This is a genomic window from Micromonospora sp. NPDC000089 (assembly GCF_042899365.1).
GTDB lineage: Bacteria > Actinomycetota > Actinomycetes > Mycobacteriales > Micromonosporaceae > Micromonospora.
On sequence record NZ_JBIAZT010000006.1, the window covers coordinates 15,814 to 38,948 of the forward strand.

At 77.5% G+C, this 23,135-nt stretch carries 11 protein-coding genes; 7 read left to right on the forward strand and 4 right to left on the reverse strand.

What is annotated here, in order from left to right:
- Positions 1-22: 22 nt before the first annotated feature.
- Positions 23-14,638 (reverse strand): SDR family NAD(P)-dependent oxidoreductase, encoded by a 14,616-nt coding sequence (locus ACFY3U_RS13510; RefSeq protein ID WP_387199986.1) that lies wholly within the window; start codon positions 14,636-14,638, stop codon positions 23-25.
- 186 nt (positions 14,639-14,824) lie between these two features.
- Between ACFY3U_RS13510 and ACFY3U_RS13515 the strand changes: the two genes are divergently transcribed.
- Together ACFY3U_RS13515 and ACFY3U_RS13520 are read left to right on the forward strand one after the other, a co-directional pair.
- The gene (locus tag ACFY3U_RS13515) at positions 14,825-15,589 is read left to right on the forward strand and encodes a hypothetical protein (protein ID WP_387199988.1); all 765 of its coding nucleotides are present in this window, start codon (positions 14,825-14,827) and stop codon (positions 15,587-15,589) included.
- Positions 15,590-15,639: 50 nt separating this feature from the next.
- Complete coding sequence (locus ACFY3U_RS13520) at positions 15,640-16,692, forward strand: 3-dehydroquinate synthase family protein (protein WP_387199991.1); 1,053 nt, start codon at positions 15,640-15,642, stop codon at positions 16,690-16,692.
- A 19-nt stretch (positions 16,693-16,711) separates the two neighbouring features.
- Here ACFY3U_RS13520 and ACFY3U_RS13525 read toward each other — a convergent pair whose 3' ends face one another.
- The 3 genes from ACFY3U_RS13525 to ACFY3U_RS13535 are packed head-to-tail and all read right to left on the reverse strand — an operon-like array spanning position 16,712 to position 19,714.
- Positions 16,712-17,401, reverse strand: coding sequence for an HAD-IA family hydrolase (locus ACFY3U_RS13525; RefSeq protein WP_387199994.1), 690 nt, complete (start codon positions 17,399-17,401; stop codon positions 16,712-16,714).
- A 37-nt stretch (positions 17,402-17,438) separates the two neighbouring features.
- Positions 17,439-18,560 carry a Gfo/Idh/MocA family protein gene (locus ACFY3U_RS13530; protein ID WP_387199998.1) on the reverse strand — a complete coding sequence of 374 codons (1,122 nt, stop codon included), beginning with the start codon at positions 18,558-18,560 and terminating at the stop codon, positions 17,439-17,441.
- Positions 18,557-19,714, reverse strand: coding sequence for a DegT/DnrJ/EryC1/StrS family aminotransferase (locus tag ACFY3U_RS13535; protein ID WP_387200001.1), 1,158 nt, complete (start codon positions 19,712-19,714; stop codon positions 18,557-18,559). Before ACFY3U_RS13535 ends, ACFY3U_RS13530 begins: the two co-directional genes overlap by 4 nt.
- Positions 19,715-19,898: 184 nt before the next feature.
- Here ACFY3U_RS13535 and ACFY3U_RS13540 point away from each other — a divergent pair, with 184 nt between their 5' ends.
- The 5 genes from ACFY3U_RS13540 to ACFY3U_RS13560 all read left to right on the forward strand — a co-directional run bounded on the left by ACFY3U_RS13540 (position 19,899) and on the right by ACFY3U_RS13560 (position 23,080).
- Positions 19,899-20,330, forward strand: coding sequence for a type II 3-dehydroquinate dehydratase (locus tag ACFY3U_RS13540; RefSeq protein ID WP_387200004.1), 432 nt, complete (start codon positions 19,899-19,901; stop codon positions 20,328-20,330).
- A gap of 66 nt (positions 20,331-20,396) precedes the next feature.
- Positions 20,397-20,750, forward strand: a complete 354-nt coding sequence (locus ACFY3U_RS13545; protein ID WP_387200007.1) for a DoxX family protein — start codon at positions 20,397-20,399, stop codon at positions 20,748-20,750.
- 7 nt (positions 20,751-20,757) lie between these two features.
- A complete protein-coding gene (locus ACFY3U_RS13550; protein ID WP_387200011.1) occupies positions 20,758-21,723 on the forward strand; it encodes an ROK family protein in 966 nt (321 codons plus the stop codon).
- On the forward strand, positions 21,720-22,292 hold the full coding sequence (locus tag ACFY3U_RS13555) for an NADPH-dependent FMN reductase (protein ID WP_387200013.1): 573 nt from the start codon (positions 21,720-21,722) through the stop codon (positions 22,290-22,292). Before ACFY3U_RS13550 ends, ACFY3U_RS13555 begins: the two co-directional genes overlap by 4 nt.
- A complete protein-coding gene (locus tag ACFY3U_RS13560; protein WP_387200016.1) occupies positions 22,244-23,080 on the forward strand; it encodes a shikimate dehydrogenase family protein in 837 nt (278 codons plus the stop codon). The genes ACFY3U_RS13555 and ACFY3U_RS13560 overlap by 49 nt, the downstream gene beginning before the upstream one ends.
- The last annotated feature ends 55 nt before the right edge of the window (positions 23,081-23,135 follow it).

The following is a 23,135-nucleotide window of genomic DNA, read 5'->3' on the forward strand; positions in this document are numbered from 1 at the left end:
CCTCGTTCGTCCGCCTGGGCCGTCACAGCCCGAGTTCCGTGTCGATCAGGCTGAAGATCTCGTCGTCGCTGGCCCGGTCGAGGTCCAGGTCGTCGTCGCTGGCGGAGGCGCCGCGCATGGTCCGCCACTTGGCGACCAGCACCTCCAGCCGCGCCGCCACCTGGGTGTGCAGCTCCGCCTCGACGGTGGTCTCGGCCAGCGCCCGTTCGAGGCGTTCCAGCTCGGTCAGCACCGCCGGGGCGGCCTGCGCGCCGTCGGGCGCCAGCCGGGAGCGCAGGTACGCGGCGAGCGCGGCCGGGTCCGGGTAGTCGAAGACGGCGGTGGCCGGGAGCCGTTCCCCGGTCGCCTCGGTGAGCCGGTTACGCAGCTCGACCGCGGTCAGCGAGTCGAAGCCCAACTCGTGGAACGCCTGGCCCTCCCGGATGGCGTCCGGGCTGCCGTGGCCGAGCACCGCCGCGGCGGTGGCCCGGACCAGGTCGAGCAGCAGCGCGGACTGTTCCGCGCCGGTGAGCGCGCGCAGCCGCCCGGCCAGGTCTCCCCCGCCGGTGGTGGTGGCCCGGGCCTTCGGCCGGTCGGCGCGGACCAGGCCGCGCATCAGCGCCGGCACCTGCGGCCGGCCGGCCAGCGCGGCCCGGTCGACGCGGGTGGGCACCAGGTGCTCCTCCGGCGCGGCCAGGCCGGCGTCGAACAGTGCCATGCCCAGGTCGGACGGGATGGCGAGCTGCCCGTCCCGGGTGGTGCCGGCGCGGTCCACGCCGGCGGTCAGCGCGCTGGCCTGCGCCCACAGCCCCCAGGCGTACGCGCGGGCGGGCTGGCCGGCGCCGCGCCGGTGCCGGGCCAACGCGTCCAGCCAGGCGTTGGCGGCGGCGTAGTTGCCCTGGCCGGGCACGCCGAACACGCCGGCGCCGCTGGAGAACAGCACGAACCCGGCGAGGTCGAGGTCACGGGTCAGCTCGTCGAGGTGGCGGGCGGCGTCCACCTTGGGGCGGAACACGGTGTCGATGCGGTCCGGGGTGAGCGCGGTGACCACCCCGTCGTCGAGCACGCCGGCCAGGTGCACCACGGCGGTGAGCGGATGCGCCGCCGGCACGGCGGTGAGCAGCCCCGCCACCGCGTCCCGGTCGGCGACGTCGGCGGCGGCCACGGTGACGGTGGCGCCGAGCGCGGTCAGCTCGGCGGTCAGCTCGGCCGCGCCGGGCGCGTCCGGGCCGCCCCGGCTGGCCAGCAGCAGGTGCCGTACGCCGTGCCCGGTGACGAGCCGGCGGGCCACCAGGCCGCCCAGCAGGCCGGTGCCGCCGGTGAGCAGCACCGTGCCGTCCGGGTCCCACGTCTCCGGCATGGTGAGCACCACCTTGCCGACGTGCCGCGCCTGGCTGACGTAGCGAAACGCGTCCGGGGCCTGCCGCACGTCCCAGGCGCGCACCGGCAGCGGGCGCAGCGCGCCGGTGGCGAACAGCGCCAACAGTTCGGTGAGCATCCGCTGGATCTCGTCCGGGTCGACCTGCGTCAGGTCGTACGCCTGGTAGTCGACGCCGGGGTGGTCGGCGGCGACCCGGGCCGGGTCGCGCAGGTCGGTCTTGCCCATCTCCAGGAACCGGCCGCCGCGCGGCAGCAGCCGCAGCGACGCGTCGACGAACTCCCGGGCCAGCGAGTCGAGCACCACGTCCACGCCCCGCCCGCCGCTGGCGGCGAGGAAGCGGGCCTCGAAGTCGAGCGTGCGGGACGACGCCAGGTGGTCGGCGGGGATGCCCAGCTCCCGCAGCGCGGGCCACTTGCCCTCGCTGGCGGTGGCGAACACCTCGGCGCCGAGGTGGCGGGCGATCTGCACCGCGGCCATGCCGACGCCGCCGGCGGCGGCGTGCACCAGCACCGACTCGCCGGCTTGCAGCCGGCCCAGCCCGACCAGCCCCCGCCAGGCGGTGAGGAACACCACCGGCACGGTCGCGGCCTGCGCGAACGTCCAGCCGTCCGGCACCGGCGCGAGCAGCCGCCGGTCGGTGACCGCGACCGGGCCGAAGCAGCCGGTGAACACGCCGAGCACCCGGTCGCCGGGGCGCAGGTCGGTGACCGCCGCGCCGACCTCGACGACGACGCCGGCGGCCTCCCCGCCGGGCGGGCCGGGATCGCCCGGGTAGAGGCCGAGCGCGTTGAGCACGTCGCGGAAGTTCAGGCCGGCGGCGCGGACCCGGACCCGGACGTCGTACGCGCCGAGCGGCGCGTCGGCCGCGTCGGTGGGCACCAGCGCCAGATGGTCGAGGCTGCCCCGCCGGGGCACGTCCAGCCGCCAGGTGGTCGCGTCGACGGGCGGGGCGAGCGTGGGCGCGTCGGCGCGGCGGGCCAGCCGGGGCGCGTACGCGCCGCCGTCGCGCAGCGCCACCTGCGGCTCGTCGGCGGCGAGGACGGCGGTCAGGGTGGCCGCGTCGGTCCCGGTGGCCGCGTCGAGCAGCACGAACCGGTCCGGGTGCTCGGACTGGGCGGACCGGGCCAGCCCCCACGCGGCGGCCGCGTCCGGGTCGTGGACCTCGGCGGGTGCGTGCACGCCGACCGCGCCGGAGGTGACCAGCACCAGCCGGGTGTCGGCCCAGCGGGGCTCGGCCAGCCAGCGCCGCACCAGCGCGAGCGCGTCGCAGGCGAACCGTCGCGCCCGGTCCGGCACCGCGGCGCTGCCGCCCGGCGCATCGTGACGGTTCGTCGCGCGGTACGGACCGGCACTCGTCAGGATCCCGGGGGTCAGCGGGGCGATCACCGCGTCCGGGAGCGGGGCGCCGCCGTCGATCGCGGCGGCCAGGGCGTCCAGGTCGGCGTGGCGCGGCAGGTCGGAAGCTGCCGGCGAGCCGGGAGCAGCGGTCGAGTCGGAACCGGTGGTCGGGGGGCCGAGCACGACGATCCGGGCCGGGGCGGGCGCCGGGGCCACCGGCAGGGGCTGCCAGGTCAGCTGGAACAACGCCTCGGTGACGGCGTCGTCGCGGGCGCCCAGCTCGGCGCGGGAGATCGGGCGCATGGCCAGCGACGCCGCCTCGACCACCGGCGCGCCGGCCGGGTCGGTGGCGGTCAACGCGAACGCGTGCGGGCCGACCCGGCGCAGCCGTACCCGCAGCGTGGTGGCGCCGGTGGCGTGCAGGACGAGCCCGTTCCAGGCGAACGGCAGCAGGATCCGGTCACCGCCGGCGTCGGCGAGGCCGCCGAAGTGCGCGGCGTGCAGGGCGGCGTCGAGCAGCGCGGGATGCAGCGCGTACCGGTCGGCGTCGGCGTGCGGCCCGGTCGGCAGCTCCACCTCGGCGTACACCTCGTCGTCGCCGGCGCGGACGGCGCGCAGGCCCTGGAACGCCGGCCCGTAGCCGTACCCCTCGTCGACCAGGCGCTCGTAGAAGCCGGTCAGGTCGACGGCGCGGGCGTCCGGCGGCGGTCCGGCCGGCACCGCCGCCGGGGCGGGCGTGGCGGCGGAGAGCATGCCGCTGCCGTGCCGGGTCCACGGCGCGTCGGCCGGGCCGGCGGCGGGCCGGGAGTGCACGGTGACCGGGCGGCGACCGTCGTCGGCGGCCGGCCCGACGGCCACCTGCACCTGGGTGGCCGTCGCCTCGCCCACCACCAGCGGCGCCTCGATGACCAGCTCGTCGAGGACCGGGCAGCCGACCTCGTCGCCGGCGCGCAGGCACAGCTCGACCAGCCCGGTGCCGGGCACCAGCACCCGGCCGGCGACCCGGTGGTCGGCCAGCCAGGGCTGCTCGGCGACCGCGAGCCGGCCGGTGAACAGGTGCCCGCGCCCGTCGGCCAGCGGCACCGACGCGCCGAGCAGGGGATGCCCGGCGGCGGCCAGCCCGGCCGCGCCGACGTCGGCGGCGCCGGTGACCGGGCGGGGCCAGTAGCGGCGGTGCGCGAACGCGTACGTGGGCAGGTCGACCCGGCGGCCTCCGGCGAGCGCCGGTTGCCAGTCCACCGGCACGCCGCGCACGTGCAGCGCGGCCACGGAGAGCAGGAACCGGGCCCGGTCGCCCCGGCCGCGCTGCACCGAGCCGACCACCACCGCCGGGTGGTCGTGCTCCTGGAGCGTCTGCTCGATGCCCGGCGTGAGCACCGGATGCGGGCTGCACTCGACGTACGTGTGGTGGCCCTCGGCGGTCAGCGCGCGTACCGCGTCCGCCAGTTCGACCGGCTGGCGCAGGTTTCGGTACCAGTAGTCGGCGTCCATCTCCTCGCCGCCGAGCCAGCACAGGTCGGTGGTGGAGTAGATCGGCACGGCCGCCGGTCCGGGCGTGACGCCGGCGACCGCCTCGGCCAGCTCGGCGCGGATCCGCGCGACCTGCGGGGAGTGGGACGCGTAGTCGATCGGGATCCGGCGCAGCCGGATGCGGTCGGCGTCCAGCTCGGCGGCGAACGCGTCGACCGCGTCCGGTTCGCCGGAGACCACCACGTTCGCCGGGCCGTTGACCGCGCCCACGGCCAGCCGGTCGCCGTACCGGGCGACCCGCTCGCGGACCACCTCGACCGGGAGCGGCACGGCGGCCATCACCCCGGCGCCGGCCAGCTTGCGCAGCGCGCGGGCGCGCAGCGCCACCAGTCGGGCGGCGTCGGTCAGCGACAGCACGCCGGCCACGCAGGCGGCGGCGATCTCGCCCTGCGAGTGGCCGACCACGGCGGCGGGCTGTACGCCGTACGAGCGCCACAGCTCGGCCAGCGACACCATCACCGCGAACAGCAGCGGCTGCACCACGTCGGCCCGCTCGGCGTCGGGCGTGCCGGGCGCCTGGCGCAGCAGGTCCCGCAGCGGGTGGCCGAGCCAGGGCCGCAGCGCGGCGTCGCAGGCGGCCATCCGCTCGGCGAACACCGGTGACTCGTCGAGCAGGTCCACCGCCATGCCGGCCCACTGGGAGCCCTGGCCGGGGAAGACGAACACCACCTTGCCGGCGGCGGTGGCCTCGCCGCGTACCAGGTCGGTGGCGGGTTCACCGGCGGCGAGCGCGTCCAGGCCGGCGGTGATCTCGGCCGGGCCGCCGACCAGCACGGCCCGGTGGTCGAAGCCGGCCCGGGTGGTGGCCAGCGACCAGGCCACGTCCAGCGGTCGCTGGTCGGGCCGGTCGGCGAGGTGGTCCCGCAGCCGGCGGGCCTGCCCGGCCAGCGCCTCCGGGGTACGCGCGGAGAGCAGCCACGGCAGCGCCACCGGCCCGGCCGGCGGCTCGGCGTCGACGGCCGGCTCGTCCGGCACGGCCTCGAGCACCACGTGGGCGTTGGTGCCGCTGATGCCGAACGAGGAGACGCCGGCGCGTGCCGGCCGGTCGGTACGCGGCCACGGCCGGGCCTCGGTGAGCAGGTCGACCGCGCCGGCCGCCCAGTCGACCCGGCTGGTGCGGTGCTCGGCGTGCAACGTGCGGGGCAGCCGGCCGTGCCGCATGGCGAGGACGACCTTGAGCATCCCGGCGACGCCGGCCGCGGCCTGGGTGTGGCCGAGGTTGGACTTCACGGAGCCGAGCAGCAGCGGCGGTGCGCCGTCGGGCCGCCGGCCGTAGGTGGCGAGGATCGCCTCGGCCTCGATCGGGTCGCCCAGCGGCGTGCCGGTGCCGTGCGCCTCGACCGCGTCCACGTCGGCCGGGTCGAGCCCGGCCGCGGCCAGCGCGGCCCGGATCACCCGTTCCTGGGACGGCCCGTTGGGGGCGGTGAGCCCGTTGGACGCGCCGTCGGAGTTGACCGCCGAGCCGCGCACCACGGCGAGGACGGGGTGGCCGCGCCGCCGGGCGTCGGAGAGCCGCTCCACCACCAGCACGCCGACGCCCTCGGACATGCCGAACCCGTCGGCGTCCTCGGCGAACGCCTTGCACCGGCCGTCCGGGGCGAGGCCACGCTGGCGGCTGAAGCCGGTCAGCCCGGCCGGGCCGGACAGCACCGACACGCCGCCGGCCAGGGCGAGGTCGCAGTCGCCCTGCCGCAGCGCCTGCGCGGCCAGGTGCAGCGCCACCAGCGAGGCGGAGCAGGCGGTGTCCACGGTGACCGCCGGTCCTTCCAGCCCGAGCGCGTACGCGACCCGTCCGGACAGGACGCTGGCGGCGGTGCCGGTGAGCAGGTGCCCCTCGTCGGCGGTGGTCTCCCCGTCGTCGGAGGTGGCGCCGGGGACGATCCGGTCGGTGTAGTCCTGCCCGTGGGTGCCGGCGAAGACGCCGGTGCGGCTGCCGCGCAACGCGTCCGGGTCGATGCCGGCCCGTTCCAGGGCCTCCCACGAGGTCTCCAGCAGCAGGCGGTGCTGCGGATCCATGGCGAGCGCCTCGCGCGGGCTGATGCCGAAGAACGCGGCGTCGAAGTCGGCGAGCCCGGTGAGGAAGCCACCGGCCCGGGTGTAGGTGCGGCCGGGGGTGCCCGGCTCCGGGTCGTACAGGTCGGCCAGCGGCCAGCCCCGGTCGGTGGGCAGGTCGCCGATCACCTCGCCGCCGGCGTCGAGCACCCGCCACAGCTCCTCCGGGGAGCCGATGCCGCCGGGGAACCGGCAGGCCATCGCGACGACCGCGACCGGTTCGTCCAGAGCCACGGTGGCGGCGTCGGTGACCTCGGTGGCGGCGGTGCCGAGCAGTCGCGCGTGCAGGTGCGCGGCGAGCAGCTCCGGGGTGGGGTGGTTGAACACGGCGTGCGCGGCGAGCCGGACGCCGGTGGCGGCGGAGAGCCGGTTGCTCAGCTCCACCGCCATCAGCGAGTCGAAGCCGAGTTCCTTGACCGGCCGGCGCGGCTCGATCTGCTCCGGGCCGGAGTGGCCGAGCACCGTGGCGCAGCGGGTGCGGACCAGGTCGAGCAGGAGCGCGGCCCGTTCCGGCTCGCCGAGGCCGGCCAGGCGGTCGGCGAAGCCGGTTCCGGTGCTGGTGCCGGGTTCGGCGACGACGGCCCGACGCGGGGCCGGCGGCAGCAGCGCCCGCAGCAGCGCCGGCACCTCCCCGGTGGCGCGGACGGCGGCCAGGTCCAGTCCGATCGGCACCAGCGTCGCCGGCTCGGCGCGCAGCGCGGCGTCGAACAGCGCCAGCCCGGCGGCGGCGTCCAGCGGACGGGTGCCGGTGCGGGCGAGCCGGGCCAGGTCGGCGGCGGTGAGTCGGCCGGCCATCCCGTCGGTCTCGGCCCACAGGCCCCAGGCGAGCGCGGTGCCGGGCAGCCCGTGGGCGCGGCGGTGCGCGGCGAGCGCGTCGAGGAACGCGTTGCCGGCGGCGTAGTTGCCCTGGCCGGGGCTGCCGAACGTGGCCGAGGCGGAGGAGAACAGCACGAACGCGGCCAGGTCGAGGCCGGCGGTCAGCTCGTGCAGGTGCCAGGCGCCGTGCACCTTGGCCCGCAGCGCGCCGGCCCAGCGGTCCGGGTCGAGGTCGGTGAGCAGCGCGTCGTCGGTGGCGCCGGCGGCGTGCACGACGGCCACCAGCCGGTCGGCGAGCGGGGCCAGCACGGCGGCGAGCGCGTCCCGGTCGGCCACGTCGGCGGCGACCGCCCGGACCGTGACGCCGGTGCGGGCCAGCTCCTCGGTCCACGGCGCGGGCCGGCCGGTGCGGCTGAGCAGGACCAACTCGCGCACCCCGTACGCCCGCGCGAGGTGGACCGCGACGTGCCGGCCGACGCCGCCGGTGCCGCCGGTGAGCAGGACGGCGCCACCGGCCAGGGTGGGCGGCGCGTCGGCGTCGGGGTCGGCGGCCGGGCGCAGCCGGGGCAGCAGGGCGCGGCCGTCGCGGACGGCGACCTCGGGCTCGTCATCGGCGGCGGCGAGCGCGGCGCGGACCGTGGCGTCGTCGAAGGCGTCCAGGTGCAGCAGCAGGAACCGGTCGGGGTGCTCGGCCCGGGCCACCCGCAGCAGTCCGGCGGCCGGGGCGTGCGCCGGGTCGCCGTCGCGGACCGCCACCGCGAGCCGGGTGTCGGTGGCGCGCGGGTCGTCGAGCCAGCGCTGGAGCACGCCGAGCAGGTCCAGGCCGATCGCGTCGGCGCGTCGCGCGACGGTGGCGTCCGGGTCGCCGTCGGGCAGGCGCAGCACCAGCACCGGGGGCAGCGGGCCGGCCGGCGGTACGGCGTCGGCGAGCGTCCAGGTGGGCACCGGGCCGGTCGGGGCGGACAGCCAGTCCACTGTGTACAGGGCGGCCGGGCCGGTCTCCGGGGTCGGGTCCCCGGCCGCCGGCGGCGTCACGGCCCGCAGCGCGATCCGGTCGACGTCGAGCACCGGCCGGCCGGCGTCGTCGACGGCGCTGAGCGTCACCGCGTCCGCGCCGGCCGGGGCGAGGCTGACCCGCAGCGCGTACGCGCCGCCGGCGTGCCGGCGCACCCCGGTCCATCCGGTGGGCACGAGCTGCTCCCCCGGGCCGGCCGGCGGGGCGAAATCGGCCAGCGGCAGCAGGCGCAGCGCGGCGTCGAGCACGTCCGGGTGCACGCCGTACCGCTCGGCGTCCGGGTCGGCGGTGTCGTCGGGCAGGCGTACGTCGAGGTGCAGCCGGTCCCCGGCGGTCCAGGCGGCCCGCAGCAGCGGGTGCGCCGCGTCCACCGCCCGGGCGCCGGCCGGCGGCCAGGTCGGTGCCGGTACGCCCGGCGCGGCGAGCGGGTCGGCCGGGGCGAGCACCGCGTCGGCGACCGCCCGCCAGGGCTCGTTCTCGCCGGCACGGACGTGGCAGCGGGCGGCGCGGCGGCCGGTGGGGTCCGGGCCGGCGACGTCGATCTGGAGCTCCACGGCCAGGCCGGCGGGCAGCGGCGCCGGTTCCGGCATGCGCAGGCTGGCCAGCACCGGCGTGTCGAGGCGTTCGCCGAGGTGGCCGAACGCGTCGAGCAGCGCGGTGGCGGGCAGCAGCGGCGCGCCACCGTGCCGGCTCGCGGTGAACCGTCCGGTGGCGAGCACCTGGCCGGTGCCGGCGACCGGCAGCACCGAGGCGAGCAGCGGGTGCCCGCCGTCGCCGGCCGGCGCGCCGGGGTTGGCCGGCAGCCAGTAGTGCCGGTGCCGGAACGCGTAGGTGGGCAGCGCGACCGGCGCGTGCGGGCCGGGCCCGGCCAGCGCGGCGCGGTCCACCGGCGCGCCGCGCACGTGCAGCCGGGCGGCGGCGGTGAGCAGCGCCGCCGGTTCGGGCGTGCCGGCGCGCAGGGTGGGCACGAACGCGAGGTCGTCGCCCGTGTCGGCGAGGCAGTCCGCGGCCAGCGCGCTGAGCACGCCACCGGGGCCGACCTCGAGGAACGTGGTGGCGCCCTCGGCGTGCAGGGCGCGTACGCCGTCGCGGAAGCGCACCGTGTCGCGCACGTGCGCGACCCAGTGCTCGGGCGAGGCGAGCCGGGCCGGGTCGACCGGCGCGCCGGTCAGCGTGGACACCACCGGCAGTTGCGGCACCCGGTAGGTCAGCCCGGCGGCGACCGCACGGAACGCGTCGAGCATCGGCGCCATCCGGGGCGAGTGGAAGGCGTGCGACACGCGCAGCCGGTTGGTGCGGCGCCCGGCGGCGCGCAGCGTCGCGGCGACCGCCTCGACCGCGTCGGCGTCGCCGGAGAGCACCACGCTGCGCGGCCCGTTCACCGCGGCCAGCCCGACCCGGTCGGTCAGGTGCGGCAGCACCTCGGTCTCGTCCGCCTCGACCGCAACCATCGCGCCGCCGGCCGGCAGCGCCTGCATGAGCCGGCCCCGCGCGGCGACCAGCGCGGCGGCGTCGGCGAGGGTGAGCACGCCGGCGACGTGCGCGGCGGCGATCTCGCCGATGGAGTGGCCGAGCAGCAGGTCCGGGCGGACGCCCCAGGATTCGAGCAGCCGGTGCAGCGCCACCTCGACGGCGAACAGCGCGGGCTGGGTGTAGCGGGTCTCGTCGAGCAGGGCCGCCCGCGGGTCGCCGTCCGGGGCGAGGACCACGTCGGCGACCGGGTTCCCGGTGAGGTGCCGGTCCAGTTCGGCGCAGGCCGCGTCGAACGCCTCGGCGAAGACCGGGTACGTCGCGCGCAGCTCGCGGCCCATGCCGGGGCGTTGCCCGCCCTGGCCGCCGAACAGGACGGCGAGCCGTCCGTCGCCGACCCGGCCGGTGAGCACGCCGGCCGGCTCGGTGTCGCCCCGGCTCAACGCGGTCAGCCCGGCGCGGGCGTCGGCCGGGTCGCCGACCAGCAGCGCCGCCCGGTGCTCCAGCGCGGCCCGGGTGGTGGCCAGCGCGTACGCCACGTCGGCCGGGTCGGTGTCGGTGTGGTCGAGCCAGCTCAGCAGCCGGGCCGCCTGGTCGCGCAGGCCCTCGCCGCTGGCCGCGGCGAGCAGCCACGGCACGGCGGTGGCCCGGGCCCGCCGGGTGACCGGCGGTGACGCCGGTGCGGCGGGTGCCGCCTCCACGACGACGTGGGCGTTGGTGCCGCTGATGCCGAACGAGGAGATGCCGGCCCGGCGGGGCCGGTCGACGTCGGGCCATGGTCGGGGCTCGGTGAGCAGCTCCACCGCGCCGGCCGACCAGTCCACCTCACCGGTCGGGGCGTCCACGTGCAGCGTGCGCGGCAACGTGCCGTGGCGCAGCGCGAGCACCATCTTGATCACGCCGGCCGCGCCGGCCGCCGCCTGGGTGTGGCCGAGGTTCGACTTGAGCGAGCCGAGCAGCAGCGGCCGGTCGTCCGGCCGACCCTGCCCGTACGTGGCCAGCAGCGCCTGCGCCTCGATCGGGTCGCCGAGCCGGGTGCCGGTGCCGTGCGCCTCGACCGCGTCCACGTCGCCCGGTCCGAGGCCGGCGGTGGCCAGCGCCCGCCGGATCACCCGTTCCTGGGCGGGGCCGTTCGGGGCGGTCAGCCCGTTGGAGGCCCCGTCCTGGTTGACCGCGCTGGCGCGCAGCAACGCCAACACCGGGTGGCCGTGGCGGCGGGCGTCGCTGAGCCGTTCCAGCAGCAGCACGGCCACGCCCTCGGACCAGCCGGTGCCGTCGGCGGCCTCGGCGAACGCCTTGCACCGCCCGTCGGGGGCGAGGCCGCGCTGGCGGCTGAACTCGACGAACGCCTGCGGGGTGCCCATCACGGCGACGCCGCCGGCCACCGCGAGCGCGCAGTCCCCGGCGCGCAGCGCCTGCGCGGCCAGGTGCAGCGCGACCAGCGACGACGAGCAGGCGGTGTCCACGGTCACCGCGGGCCCCTCCAGGCCCAGCGCGTACGCGACCCGCCCGGACACCACGCTGCCGGCGGTGCCGACGCCGAGGTAGCCCTCGGTGCCGGGCGGCGCCTGGCCGACGTTGGCCGCGTAGTCGTGGTGCATCACGCCGGTGAACACGCCGGTGGCGCTGCCGCGCAGCCCGGTCGGGTCGATCCCGGCCCGTTCGAACAGCTCCCAGGACGTCTCCAGCAGCAGCCGCTGCTGCGGGTCCATGGCGAGTGCCTCGCGCGGGCTGATCGCGAAGAGGGTGGCGTCGAAGTCCCCCGCGCCGGCCAGGAACCCGCCCACCCGCACGTACGAGGTGCCGGCCCGGTCGGGGTCGTCGGCGAACAGGTGCGCCAGGTCCCAGCCCCGGTCGGTGGGGAAACCGGTCAGCCCCTCCCCGCCGGCGTCGAGCAGCTCCCACAGCTCGTCCGGGCCGGTGACACCGCCGGGCAGCCGGCAGGCCATGGCGACGATCGCCACCGCATCGTCGGCGGCGGCGGCCGCGGCCCGGGCGGCGGCGTCCGCGGTCCGGACGGTGGCGTCGGCCGGGCCGGCGCCGCGCAGCAGCGTGGCCAGGTGCCGGGTCAGCGCGGCCGGGGTGGGGTGGTCGAACGCAGCGGTGGCCGACAGCCGGGCGCCGGTGGCCCGGATCAGCCGGTCACGCAGCGCGACCGCGCGTATCGAGGTGAACCCGAGTTCGGTGAACGCCCGGCCGGGTCGGACCGCACCCGGGCCGGGCAGCCCGGCGACCTCGGCGGTGGCGGCGCGGACCAGGTCGGCCAGGAGCCGGTCGCCGTCGGCGGTGGTCAGCGCCGCGAGGCGGCGGCGCAGCGCGTCCGCGTCGCCGTCGGCGCGGGCCGGGCCGCGCCAGGCCGGGTGGGTGGCCACCCGTTCGGCCGGGCCGGCCACCAGCACCAGGTCGTCGCCGTCGTGCGCGGCGTCGAACGCGGCCGCCTCGGCCCAGGCCGGGCCGGCCACGCCGACCAGCCGCGCCGGTAGTCCGGCCGCGTGCCGCCGGGCGACCAGCGCGTGCAGCGCGGCCACCGCGCCGGCCGCCGGTTCTCGCCCGGCCGCGCCGAGCAGCAGGTCGGCGGGGACGAGCACGGTGTACGCGGTGGCGGCGGCGTGCCGGGTGCGCAGGTCCAACCGGCCGGCGAGGTCGAGCAGCTCGGCGGCCCGGTCCGGGTCGGTCAGGTCGGTGTCGGAGAACCGCAGCACGGCAGCCCCGATCCGCTCGTGCTCCGCGGTCGTCCCGTCGCGGCCGGCCGGCTCGGGCCGGGCGACGTCGACCGGCGTGCCGTCGGGGCCGGCCGGATCGTGCCGGCCGTCGGGGTGCCGCCCGGTGCCCTCGGGTGCGGCGGCGGGACCGGGACCGGCCGGCAGCGGGCGGACGATCCGGGCGCCGTGCGCTCCGGCCAGGTGTCTGGCCAGCGCCGCGCCCTCGGCGGTGTCCGTGCCGACCAGCACCACCGGCGCGGTGGGGTCGAGCACCGTGGCGGCGCGTTCCCGGGCCGGCGCGGTGGCCGGCGCGGGCACGGCGTACCGGGCGGCGCCGGCGCGCAGCGCGACCTGGGCGGCGCCGGCCTCCACCACGGACGGCAGCAGCGCGAGGGAACGAGGGTCGGTGTCCCGGTCGACCAGCACGATCCGGCCCGGCCGGGCGGCCTGTCGGCAGCGTCCCCGCGCCCAGGCGACGTCGGCGCCCGGCACCAGGTCGGGGTCGTCGGGGGTGTCCACGGTGGAGGCGTCCACCGCGCCGGTGGTCAGCACCACCAGGCGGGCGGCGGCGTACCGCTGGTCGTCGAGCAAGCCGGCCAGCACCGCCGGCTCGGCGTCGGTCAACACCAGCACGTCCGCGCCGGCCTCGGGCGCCACGGTGTGGGCATCCTCGCCCTCGGCGGTGAGCGCGGCGGCGACCGCACCGGCGTCCGCCCCGACGACCGCCCAGCGCCGGCCGGGCACCCGTTCGGCCGGTTCCAGCGGCCGCCAGGTGAGCCGGGTGAGCGCCTCGTGCTGCGGGCCGTTGACCGCGCGCAGCCGGGCCGGCTGGTCCCGCAGCAGCCGCCGGGTGGCCTTCCCGGAGGCGGTACGCGGCACCGCGTCGATCTCGTACAGCTCCTGCGGCACCTTGTAGTAGGCGAGCCGCTCCCGACAGGCGGCGTACGCGGCGGCCGGCGCGAACCCGTCCGGCCCGGGCACCACGTACGCGACCGGCACCTCGCCGAGCACCTCGTGCGGGCGGCCGGTGACCGCCACGTCGGCGATGCCGGGCACGGCGCGCAGCACGTCCTCCACCTCGGTCGGGTGCACCTTCTCCCCGCCCCGGATGATCAGTTCCCGGTGCCGGCCGGTGACGAAGAGGTTCCCGGCGGCGTCGCGGCGGGCCAGGTCACCGGTGCGGTACCAGCCGTCCCGCAGCGCCGCCGCGGTGGCCTCGGGCAGCCCGTGGTAGCCGAGCATCACGCTCGGGCCACGTACCCACACCTCGCCCTCGTCGCCGGTCGGCACGTCCCGGCCGGTGTCCGGGCTGACCAGGCGCACCTGCACGCCGTCCACGGCCCGACCGCAGGAGCCCTCGACCCGGGGCTCGTCCGGGCGGGTCACCGCGATCGAGCCGCACGTCTCGGTGCTGCCGTACGCGTCGAGCAGCGGCGCGTCGAAGACGTCCTCGAACGCGCGACGCAGCTCCCCGGTGGTGATCGCACCGCCGACCAGGCAGGCCCGCAGCGCGGGCGCGCGGAACCCGTCGGCGCGGGCGGCGTCGACCAGGTGGTGGTACATGGCGGGGACGCCGGCCAGCACGGTCGCCTCGTCCTCGGTGACCGCGCGCAGCACGTCGGCGGCGGCGAACCCGTCGACCAGGCGGGCGCTCGCGCCGACCGCTGTCACGCTCAGCACGCAGCCGATGTGGGACAGGCTGTGGAACAGCGGCAGCGGCCACACCACCCGGTCGGCGGAGGTCAGGCCGGGCACCGGCACGTAGCAGGCGGCCACCGACCAGAGGCAGGTGCGCTGGGTGGAGAGCACGCCCTTGGGCCGGCCGGTGGTGCCGGAGGTGTAGAGCATCCAGGCGACCTCGTCCAGGCCGAGGTCGTCGCGGGCGTCGGCGACCGGCGCCACGTCGACCAGCGCCGGCCAGGCCGTCACCCCGTCCGCACCCGGTCCGGCACCGGTCACCCAGATCCGCAGGCCGGGCCGGTCCGCGCGCAGCCGCGCCACCTGGTCGAGGTGCTGCGGGTCGGTGACCACCAGCACCGCGCCGGAGTCGTCCAGCAGGTGGGCCAGCTCGGTGCCCGTGCTGCGCGGGTTGAGCGGTACGCCGACCGCCGCGGCCCGGGTGACGGCCAGCCAGGTCTCCACCGTCTCCACCCGGTTGCCCAGGCAGAACGCGACCCGCTCACCCCGGCCGACGCCCGCGTCGACCAGGTGCCCGGCCAGCCGGCGGGTGACCGCCTCCAGCCCGGCCCAGGTCACTGTCCGGTACGCGTCGCGGAACGCCGTCTGGTCCGGCAGCCGCTCGGCGTGCGCCCGGAGCAGTTCGGGCAACGGCTGGACCAGGTCGCTCCGAAGCATGTCACCACATCCGTCCTTCGCCGTAACGGCCCAAGTCTGGCCAGCGGCCAGGCGGGGACCTACCCCTGCCGCCCCCTAACCGGACCCCGGTTCCCGGCCGCCCGCGGGTCGTGCGGCGGGCCGGCGCGGTGATGATGGGCAGGCCCCGAGGACGCCGCGTACCCACCCGCCGACAGTCGAGGTGCCATGGAACGCTCCTGGTTGTTCGCCGACCTCGCCGTGCCCGGCACCGGATGCGTCCACGCTCGGGCCGCCGAGCTGGTCGGCACCGTGGTGGCGGCCCTCGTGTCCGACCTGCGCGCCGCCGACCCGGGCGGATGCTGGTTCTTCGACCGGCCCGACGTCCCCGGCCCGGCGCGGCTGCGGCTGGGCGTGCATGCCGGGCCTGCCGCGCTCGACCTGGCGCGCGACCGGCTCGGCCCGGCCGCCCGGCCGGCGCCACCGGCGTACGCGGTGCGGGATCCGGCCCGCGGCGGGCCGCTCGCCCACGCCGGCAGTGAGCTGGCGCTGGCCCTGCTCGGCGGTGAGCCGCCGTGGCTGGCCGGGCTGGAGCTGCCGCTCGCGGTGGCGCACCTGCGGCACCTGTGCGGGTTGCTGCCGGCCGGCGACCGGGCGGCCTTCCTGTTCCTGCACTGGCAGGACCGCAGCCGACCGTTGACCGGGGCGCAGCGCCGCGACCTCGCCGCGCAGGCGCAGGCCGGCGCCGACAAGATCGTGCTGACCGCCGCCGACCTGCCGCTGGCCGGCGGCCCGGTGTCGGTGGCCTGGCGGGGCTACCTGGACCGGGTCACCGAGGTGGCCGCCCAGGACCATCCGGCCGCCCCGCGCGGCTTCCTGCTGGCCGAGCACGCCCAGCTGAGTCACCGCCGGTGGGGCATCGACCCGACGGTAGACTCGCTGGCCGCCCTGGCGTTGCGCCTGGCCGGCCCGGCCGCCGGGGCGCCCGCGTGACCGGGGCGGCGACGCCGCGCCACACCCCCCTCGACCCCTGGGAGAGCCGCATGACCGTGTCCGACCCTCCGGTCGCGTCGACGCCGGGCCGCGGGACCGGGCCGGATCGCGTCGACGTGGAGCTCGGCGACCGCGCGTACCCGGTGCTCGTCGGTCCGGGCGTACGCCACCGGCTGGCCGCCGAGGTGGCGCGGACCGGCGCCCGCCGGGTCGTGGTGGTCTCGGCCCGGCCGCCGGAGTGGACGCCCGACCCGGGTGTGCCGCACCGGGTGGTGCCGGCGCGCGACGGCGAGCACGACAAGACGCTGGCCACCGTGCAGGCGCTGTGCCGGGCGTTCGCCGAGTTCGGGCTGACCCGTGCGGACGCGGTGGTCTCCTGCGGCGGCGGCACCACCACCGACGTGGTGGGCCTGGCCGCCGGTCTCTACCACCGGGGCGTCGCGGTGCTGCACCTGCCGACGTCGCTTCTGGCCCAGGTGGACGCCAGCGTGGGCGGCAAGACCGCGGTGAACCTGCCGGAGGGCAAGAACCTGGTCGGCGTCTACTGGCAGCCGCGGGCGGTGCTCTGCGACACCGAATACCTGAGCACGCTGCCAGAGGTGGAGCGGCGCAACGGCTACGGTGAGATCGCCCGCGCCCACTTCATCGGCGCCGGTGACCTGCGTGGCCGGTCGGTCACCGAGCAGATCACCGCGTGCGTGGCGCTCAAGGCCCTGGTGGTGGCCGCCGACGAGCGCGACGCCGGGCTGCGGCACATCCTCAACTACGGCCACACGCTGGGCCACGCGCTGGAACGGGCCACCGACTTCCGGCTGCGCCACGGCGAGGCGGTCGGCGTCGGCACGGTCTTCGCGGGCCTCCTGGCCGGCCGGCTCGGCCGGATCCCCGCCGAGCGGGTGGCCGAGCACCGCGACGTGGTGGCCGGCTACGGCCTGGCCACCACGTTGCCGAGCGGGGTGGCGCACGACGAGCTGATCGCGTTCATGCGCCGCGACAAGAAGTCCACCGCCGGCCTGACCTTCGTGCTGGACGGCGCGAACGGCCCGGAACTGGTCGCGGACGTGCCGGAGGACGAGGTCCGCGCCGCCCTGACCGAGATGTAGCGGCTGGGCGACGCGGCGGTCAGCGCACCGCCGGGCAGTGCGTGAGCAGCTCCTCCGGCTTGTGCGCGACCAGGTCCGGGCCGGCGGCCAGCAGCGCCGTGACGTCCCCGCCGTGCCAGGTCGTGGCGACCGTGGTCACGCCGGCGTCCCGGCCGCTGGTCAGGTCCGTGACCGCGTCGCCGACCATCATGGCCACCCCGGGCGGCAGGTCGAGCAGCTCCAGCGCGCGCAGCACGATGTCCGGCGCCGGCTTGGGCCGGGGCACCTCGTCCGAGCCGATCACGTGGTCGAACAGGGCGAGCACGCCGAGCAGGTCGAGCAGGGACCGGGCCCGGGGCCCGCTCTTGCCGGTGGCGACCGCCATCCGCACCCCGCGCTCGTGCAGCGCCTCCAGGGTCTCCCGGATGCCGGGGAACAGCGGCACCCGGTGGGCGAGCCGGTAGCTCTCCCGGACGAACGGCGCCTCCATCTCCAGCGGCAGCCCCATCAACCGCATGATGTCCGGGAAGTACCGGCCCATGTGCTGGTTGTACTCCTCGAACGGCGCCGGGCCGCCGCCCACCACCTCGGCGTACGCGACGCTGAACGCCTCGCGCATCACCGCCGAGCTGTCCACCACGACCCCGTCGAGGTCGAACACGACGGCGCGGATCGGGCCCGGTCGCGGGGCGAGGACGGCGGCGCCGGCGGTCGACGGCGGCTGGCTCATGGCTGCTCCCCAGGGGTAAGAAGGTCGCCGGTGGTTCTCACCGGTCGGGCGCTCCCGCCAGCGCGGGCACCGGCGGGGTGGGCCGGGCGCTGCGGTAGACACGTTCGATGGCGTCGATGGTGCGGTGGGCGTCGGCGGCGGCCACGCCCCGGCTGGCCGGGTCGAGGAGCAGGCCGGGCAGCGCGTCGAGCTGCCGGTCGTACTCGGCGCCGACCGGCTCGGCCGGGAACGGCAGGTCGACGGTCTCGCCGTCGCGGGTACGGGTCAGCTCCGGCGCGCCGAGCCGGTTCGGGCTGAAGCCGAACGTGCAGCGCAACGTCGCCGAGCCGCGCGTGCCGTGCACGGCGACGGTGGTCCGGTCCGTGGCCTCGTGCGAGGCCCAACAGGCGTGCAGCGCGGCGGACGCGCCGTCGGCGGTGAGCAGGAACGCCCGCGCGGTGTCCTCGACGTCGCCCCGCCCGCCGGGGCCGGCGGTGTCCCGCCAGGCGGCCCGCGCCGCGCCGTCGTTGACGAAGTCGTCGGAGACGCTGCCCACGGCGTGCACGATCGGCGCCGGGCCGAGCAGCGGCAGCACCGTGTCCAGCAGGTGCCAGCCGAGGTCGACCAGCGCTCCGCCGCCGGAGCGGTCCCGCCGGGTGAACCAGCCGCCGGCGGCGGGCACGCCGCGGGCGCGTACCCAGGCGACGTCGACGTGTCGGATCGTCCCGAGGTCGGGGGCGGCCCTGAGCAGGGCCCGCACATCGGCGCGGTAGCGGGCCGCGCTGCCGGCCAGCAGCACCGCGCCGCCGGCCCGCTCGGCGGCGGCCAGGTCGTCGGCCTCGACCGAGGTGAGGCAGACCGGCTTCTCCAGGAACACCGCCACGCCCCGGCGCAGCAGCCGGGCCGCGACCTCGGCGTGCAGGTGGTTGGGGACCGCCACCACCACCAGGTCGGCCGCGTCGGCGGGCAGGTCGGTCACGTCGGCGTACGCGTCGGGGACGCCGTGCGCGGCGCGGGCCCGGTCCCGGGCGCGGACGTCCGGGTCGATCACGGCGGTCACCGTGAACCGCTGGTGCGCGGCCAGCCGGGGCAGCCAGATCTGCCGCCCGGCCCAGCCGAGACCGGCCACCGCGACCCGGACGGTACGCCCCGGCGCGGCGGCCGGCTGCGGCCCGGTCATCCGGCCAGCACGTCGGCGAGCACGGCGGCGATCTGGTGCATCTGCTCCTCGGTGCCGAGCAGCGTGCGGTGGTGCAGCCAGACGCAGTCGGCGTGGATCTGCTCGACGTTCGGGCAGCGCTCGGCGATCTGCTCGACGCTCTCGTCCGGCGCGCCGGCCAGCCAGAAGCCCTCGCAGCGGTAGATGGCGCGGAACGCGACGAACGCCGGGACGCCCCGGGCGATCAGCGCGTCGACCACGGCCCGGCGCCGTTCCACGGTGATCCCGGGGATGCGGAACATCGCCATGTAGTGCGGGTTGCGGTCGCCGCGCGGGTCGCTGCCCTGTGGCACCACGCCCGGAATCTCGGCGAGCAGGCTCGCCAGCAGCGGCCAGCGCTGCTCACGCACGGCGATCTGACCGTCCAGCCGGGACAGTTGGGCGCGCAGCACGGCGGCGCTGAACTCGTTCATCCGGTAGTTGGAGCCGGTGGTGCGGTGCAGGTAGTCGCGGTCCGTGCGGGGCCGGCCGCAGCTGTGCACGAGGAACGCCTTCTCGTAGCTCTCCTCGTCGGGGAAGAGCACCGCGCCGCCCTCACCGGCGGTCATCAGCTTGCCATTCTGGAAGCTGAACGCGGCCACCGAGCCGAGCTCACCGACCCGCCGGCCCTGCCACTGCGCGCCGTGCGCGTGTGCGGCGTCCTGGAGCAGCGCGACGCCGGCGTCGGCCGCAATCTTGTCCAGCGCGTCCATGTCGGCGAACTGCCCGGCCATGTGCACCGGCATGATCACCTTCGTCCGCGGGGTGACGGCCGCCGCGACCGCCGCCGGGTCGATGCAGTACGTGTCCAGGTCGACGTCGACCGGCACCGCGACCGCGCCGAGGCGCTGCGCGGCCAGCGACGACGAGATGAAGGTGAAGGCCGGGACGATGACCTCGGTGCCGGGGCCGACGCCCAGCACCTCGAGGGCGACCTCCAGCGCGTGGGTGCCGTTGGTGACGGCCAGCGCGTGCGACGACCCGTGGTACGCGGCGAACTCGGCCTCGAACGTGTCGACCTCGTTGCCCCCGACGCGCCACCACTGGCCCTGCTCGAGGGCCCGGATGAGGCCGGTCCGTTCCTCGTCACCGAACTGCGGCCACTCGGGGAACTCCGGTGCCGGCAGATCACTCATGATGTCCCACTCCCTGATCCAGATAGGAACTCCCCCGGCTGGACGGTAGCCGGGCCGGCACGCCGCTGACCTCCCCTAACGGCCCCTAGCCGCCCCTAACCGCCCCCTGCGGGACGGGAGCCGGAGGCGGCGCCGGGCCGATACTCTGAGGGCCTGTCGTCGTCCGCTCCCGGTGAGGTGCCACGTGTCCGAGGTGCTCCTGCTCAACGGCCCGAACCTGGGCATCCTCGGCAGACGGGAGCCGGAGATCTACGGCACCGACACGCTGGCGGACATCGAACGGGCGGTCGGCGAGGAGGTGGCCGGGCGGGGGTGGCGCGTCGTGGCGAGACAGCACGACTGCGAGGGTGAGCTGATCCGTACCATCCAGGACAGTTATGAAACGGTGGGCGCGATCGTCAACCCGGGCGCGTTGATGATCGCCGGTTGGAGCCTGCGCGACGCGCTGGCCAACTATCCCCGCCCGTGGCTGGAGGTCCACCTGTCCAACGTGTGGGCCCGGGAGAGCTTCCGGCACGACTCGGTGCTCGCCCCGCTGGCCTCGGGGGTGATCGTGGGCCTCGGTGCGCTCGGCTACCGGCTGGCGGCCCGCGCGCTCGTCGCCACCGTTCCCTGACCGTCCACCCCGTCGCACCCGTACCGGTCGTCCGCCGCGACGACCCGACCCCCGAGGATTCCCCCTGTGACCGTCGCGATCATCGTTCTCACCATCCTGCTGGCCATCATCCTGATCCCGCTGGCCGTGCAGAAGCTCACCGGCAACGCGCAGATGCGCCAGCGGATGTCGCACCTCGGCGTCTCCGCCGGACTGACCCGCGTCATCGGCCTGCTGGAGCTGGCCGGCGTCGCCGGGCTGCTGCTGGGCCTGAAGTTCTGGCAGCTCGGCGTGGCCGCCGCGGTGGCGATCACCGTACTGCTGATCGCCGCCGTCGCGTACCACCTGCGCGCCAAGGACGACGGCAAGGTGATCATGGTGCCGCTGTTCTTCGCGTTCGCCTCGGCCGCGCTGGCGTTCCTGCACCTGCTGGCGCACTGAGGCCGGCGTGACGGGCGGGCCGGGCGCCGCGGTGCTGGGCGTCGACGTCGGGGGCACGAAGGTCGCGCTGCGCGCCGAGGCGGCCGGCCGGCCCGCGTACGAACGGATCGTCACCTGGCCGGCCGGCGCGGACCCGGCCGCCGACCTGGCCGTGCTGGCCGCCGAGGTGGCCGCGCTGCGCGCCGGCTTCGGGCCAGTCGGCGCGGTCGGCGTGGCCATGCCGGCCACCGTCGACCGGGCCGGCGCCGTCGTGGCCTGGCCCGGTCGGCCGAGCTGGGTCGGCCTGGACCTGGCCGGCGCGCTGCGTCGCCTGTTCCCGGACACCCCGACCGGGTACGCCGACGACGGCGACCTGGCGGCGCTGGCCGAGGCCCGACACGCCGGCCGCGCCGACGTGCTCTACCTCGGTGTGGGCACCGGCGTCGGCGGCGGGATCGTGCTCGCCGGCCGTAACGTCCCGGCCGGCCGGTCGGCCGAGGTCGGGCACATGGTGGTCGACCTGGACGGGGAGCGGTGCGACTGCGGGCGGTCCGGTTGCCTCCAGGCGATCGCCTCCGGGCCGGCCACGCTGCGTCGCGCCGCCCGGCTGCGCGGTGGGCCGGTGGACCACCACCGGCTGCGCGCCGGCCTGGGCGACGGCCGGTCGTGGGCGCTGGACGCGGTCCACCCCGCCGGCGCCGCGCTGGCCGCCGCGGTGGTGAGCCTCGGTGAGCTGGTCGCCGCCGACCTGGCGATCGTCGGTGGTGGGTTCGCCACCGGCCTGCCCGGATTCGTGCCGCTGGTCGGGCGGCTCGTCGCCGCCGCCGGCCGTCCGGGGCGGCCCGCGCCCCGGGTCACCGCCGCCGCGCTCGGCGGGCTCTCCTCGCTGCACGGCGCGCTTCAACTCGCCCGCGACCTCGCGGGCGCGGTGGTACCTACCAGTGCTCCGGTCCCGTCCGGGACCCGGGAGCCGACCAGGGAGGCCAGTCAATGATCAGGATCGGGGTCGTCGCCGGCAGCACCCGCCCCGGCCGCAAGGCCGACGCGGTGGCGCGCTGGGTGTGCGACATCGCCGCCGGGCGTCCGGACGTCAGCGCGGAGGTCGTCGACCTGGCGGACCACCCGCTGCCGCACTTCGCCGAGCCGCTGCCACCGTCGATGGCGCCGTCGAGCCGGCCGGCGATCCGGCGCTGGGGCACGGTCGTCGGCGCGCTGGACGCGTTCGTCTTCGTCACCCCGGAGTACAACCACTCCATCCCGGGCGTGCTCAAGGACGCCATCGACGCGCTCTACCAGGAGTGGCACCACAAGCCCGCTGGGCTGGTCGGCTACGGGGTGCACGGCGGCACCCGCGCGGCCGAGCACCTGCGGCTGGTGCTCGGGCAGGTGTCGGTGCCGGTGGTCCGCTCCCAGGTGGCGCTCTCCCTGCACACCGACTTCGTGGCCTTCCGGGACTTCCGTCCCGGGCCGCACCAGCGGGAGGCGGTCGGCGCGATGCTCGACGAGGTGGTGGCGTGGGCCGGCGCCCTGCGGACGCTGCGCCGCCCCCAGCCGGTGCGGTGACCGTGATCGGCGGCGGCACCCGCCTGTACGCGCTGCTCGGCGACCCGATCGCCCAGGTACGCGCGCCCGGCCTGCTCAACCCGGTGCTGGCCCGGCGCGGCGTCGACGCCGTGCTGGTCCCGGTGCACGTGCCGGCCGCCGCGCTGCCGGACGTGGTGGCCGGGCTGCGGCAGGTTGCCAACCTGCACGGAATGCTGGTGACCGTGCCGCACAAGGCGGCCCTGCTGGAGCTGGCCGACCGGGTCACCGACCGGGCCCGCCGGGCCGGCAGCGTCAACGCGCTGCGGCGCGAGCCGGACGGCACCTGGTCGGGCGACACCTTCGACGGTGACGGGTTCGTCCGCGGGCTGGTGGCGGCCGGGCACGACCCGCGGGGCCGGCGGGTGTGCCTGGTTGGCGCCGGCGGCGCGGGCAGCGCCATCGCGGTGGCCCTGCTCGACGCCGGGGTGGCCGAGCTGCACGTGGCGGACACCGACCCGGCCCGGTTAGCCGCGCTCGGTGGGCGGCTGTCGGACGCGTACCCGGGTCGGGTCCACGCCGCGTCCCGACCGCGACTGGGCGACGCGGACCTCGCGGTCAACGCGACGCCGGTGGGGTTGCGCCCGACCGACGGGCCACCGTTTCCCGTGGCGGAGCTGCCCGCGCGGGCGGTGGTCGCGGACATCATCATGTCCCCGGCGGAGACGCCGCTGCTGCGCGCGGCCCGCGACCGCGGGCTGCCCGCCCATCCCGGTGAGCCGATGCTGACCCACCAGATCGACGGCTACCTCGACTTCTTCGGCCTCTGAACGGGTGGGCGCTCCCATTCAATCCCGATGCGGGCTCGTGACCGCGGCGACGGGC

Coding starts and splice junctions, on each gene's coding strand:
- ACFY3U_RS13510 (WP_387199986.1), bottom strand. CDS start 14,638: ATGCTTCGGAGCGACCTGGTCCAGCCGTTGCCCGAACTGCTCCGGGCG.
- ACFY3U_RS13515 (WP_387199988.1), top strand. CDS start 14,825: ATGGAACGCTCCTGGTTGTTCGCCGACCTCGCCGTGCCCGGCACCGGA.
- ACFY3U_RS13520 (WP_387199991.1), top strand. CDS start 15,640: ATGACCGTGTCCGACCCTCCGGTCGCGTCGACGCCGGGCCGCGGGACC.
- ACFY3U_RS13525 (WP_387199994.1), bottom strand. CDS start 17,401: ATGAGCCAGCCGCCGTCGACCGCCGGCGCCGCCGTCCTCGCCCCGCGA.
- ACFY3U_RS13530 (WP_387199998.1), bottom strand. CDS start 18,560: ATGACCGGGCCGCAGCCGGCCGCCGCGCCGGGGCGTACCGTCCGGGTC.
- ACFY3U_RS13535 (WP_387200001.1), bottom strand. CDS start 19,714: ATGAGTGATCTGCCGGCACCGGAGTTCCCCGAGTGGCCGCAGTTCGGT.
- ACFY3U_RS13555 (WP_387200013.1), top strand. CDS start 21,720: ATGATCAGGATCGGGGTCGTCGCCGGCAGCACCCGCCCCGGCCGCAAG.